This window comes from uncultured Campylobacter sp. (assembly GCF_938018145.1).
In the GTDB taxonomy this organism is placed as follows: Bacteria; Campylobacterota; Campylobacteria; order Campylobacterales; family Campylobacteraceae; genus Campylobacter_A.
On record NZ_CALIII010000238.1, the window covers coordinates 1 to 2042 of the forward strand.

Consider the following 2042-nt stretch of genomic DNA (forward strand, 5'->3'; position numbering starts at 1 on the left):
TGCGTAAAATTTACAAAACTAAATTCGCCTCGGACGATAAAATTTGACATTCGTCTCGGCACAAATTTTATAAAGTTAAGTCGCATAAATTTTATCTCAAAACACATCCCGCAAAGCCGTAAATTTATCGCCGAAATGTTCAAATTTGCAAAATCAAAGAGCAAGCGCAGTCAAAACCAAAGCAACGCGAAAGTTAAATCTAACGGAGTAAATCGCCGTTCGTGCGCGTCGCCTTCGTCGCGTAAAACCGCCGCCGGTAACGCGCTCATCGTTGCTTAAATCATAGAGCGAATTTGTTGCTTATACGCGCCGCTTACCTTAAACAAATATTCGGCTGCGCATTTCGCTGCGCCCGAAATATCCGCTCTTAAAATCCAAAATCACCCGCCGCCACGTTTAAATTTCCTCAAATTTGCCGCGCCCAGTGGTTAGATATTTAATAATTTTGGCTAAATTTACGAAATGTTTTATGTTCTATCGTCTTTAATCATTATTTTTATGAATTACGTTTCTTATCGCGGGCTTTTTGCCGATGCCGCGCTCAGGCCGCTTGCCACGCATAAAAGGGCGCTTGGGCTGTTTTTCCTGACGCTTGCCATGGGCGGCGTCGCGCTGGCTTTTTCGCTGCGGTTTAACTTTTTGGGACCTAGCCTTCGCATCGCCTGTTCGCTGATGCTGGCGCTGACGTTTATTATCTTTTCGTTCGTGCTTTTTACGAACGTCGTCGCGCTCGCCGTCCGTCCCGTAACCAAGCGCGCGTTTAGCGAGAGCAGGCGTAAATTTTTGCGCCTTTATCTTGACGTTACGATACTTATTTTGGCGTTTAGCTACTTTTTTAGAGGTATCTTTAACGCCGTAAAATTACCAGAAGTAAAAGCGCAGGATATCGAGCTAAAGGGGCTAAAGGGCGAGCTAAAGATCGCGGTTTTAACTGATATCCATCTGGGAGATTTTTTGGGAGCGGACTTTGCGCGGGCGGTAACTAGGCGCGTAAACGAGCTTGACGCCGACGCGGTCGCGATCGTGGGCGATATCGCGGATCTGCCGCCGCACCGTTTGGCCGAGTTTATCGCGCCATTTAACGAGCTAAAGAGCAAATACGGCACCTTTTACGTGCCAGGCAATCACGAGTACTATAACGGCATCGACGGCACGCTAAAAGTGATCCGCGAGACGACGAATTTTAAAATTTTAGGCAACGAAAACGCGCGCGTGGGCGGGGTAAATTTAGCCGGCGTTTATGATATCATCGGTTTTAGATTTAAAGCGTACGAGCCAGATCTGGTCGCGGCTCTGGACGGTCGCGACGTAAATTTGCCTACCGTTTTGCTCGCTCATCAGCCTAAGTTTTTAAAATACATGGACGAAAGCGCGCCCGTGGATCTAGTGGTGAGCGGACACACGCACGGCGGACAGATTTTCCCGTTTTCGCTGCTGGTAAAGCTCGATCAAAAATACGTCGCCGGGCTATATAGCGCGAACAAAAATACGCAAATTTACGTTAGCCGAGGTGCTGGATTTTGGGGGCCGCCGGTGCGCGTGATGGCGCCTAGCGAGATTTCGTTATTAAGACTAAAAGGAGAGGCATGAGGGGACTTATTTCTAGGATATTCGGGTTTGTTGCAGCGGTTAAATTTCCGAGATTTTTGCAAACATTTATCAATGAAAAATACGTAAGCGGCTTTAAAATCGACATGAGCGAGTTTAAAGAGCCAAAGGAGTACGAGAGCCTCACGGCGCTTTTTACCCGCGAGCTACAGCGTCCGCGAAATTTCGACATTTCGCCGCAGGCCTTCATCAGTCCTAGCGACGGCACATGCCTTGAGCGCGGAGTTAGCAAGGAGCTAAAGGCGATCAGTGTCAAGGGGCACGAGTACGGTATCGCAGAGCTTCTAGGCGATAGCATGGAGCGCAGAGAGCGAGACGCCGAGCTAGAGTACGTAAATATTTATCTCAGCCCGCGCGACTATCACCGCTACCACGCGCCTTGCGATATGAGGATCTTGTCCGCACTCTACGTGCCTGGCGAGCTATATAGCGTG

3 protein-coding genes are annotated in these 2042 nt (G+C 48.8%); all 3 read left to right on the plus strand.

Annotation, left to right across the window (positions count from 1 at the left end):
* Window positions 1-279: hypothetical protein (locus Q0338_RS05500; RefSeq protein WP_298085882.1), on the plus strand; the 279-nt coding region annotated here is incomplete at its 5' end.
* 219 nt (window positions 280-498) lie between these two features.
* Window positions 499-1590 (plus strand): metallophosphoesterase, encoded by a 1092-nt coding sequence (locus Q0338_RS05505; protein ID WP_298085883.1) that lies wholly within the window; start codon window positions 499-501, stop codon window positions 1588-1590.
* A partial coding sequence (locus Q0338_RS05510) for a phosphatidylserine decarboxylase (RefSeq protein ID WP_298085884.1) occupies window positions 1587-2042 on the plus strand: 456 nt, incomplete at its 3' end. The genes Q0338_RS05505 and Q0338_RS05510, both read left to right, overlap by 4 nt.

What these genes read in the sequence shown, in the direction of transcription:
- Q0338_RS05505 (WP_298085883.1), top strand. Translation starts at nt 499, where the DNA reads ATGAATTACGTTTCTTATCGCGGGCTTTTTGCCGATGCCGCGCTCAGG.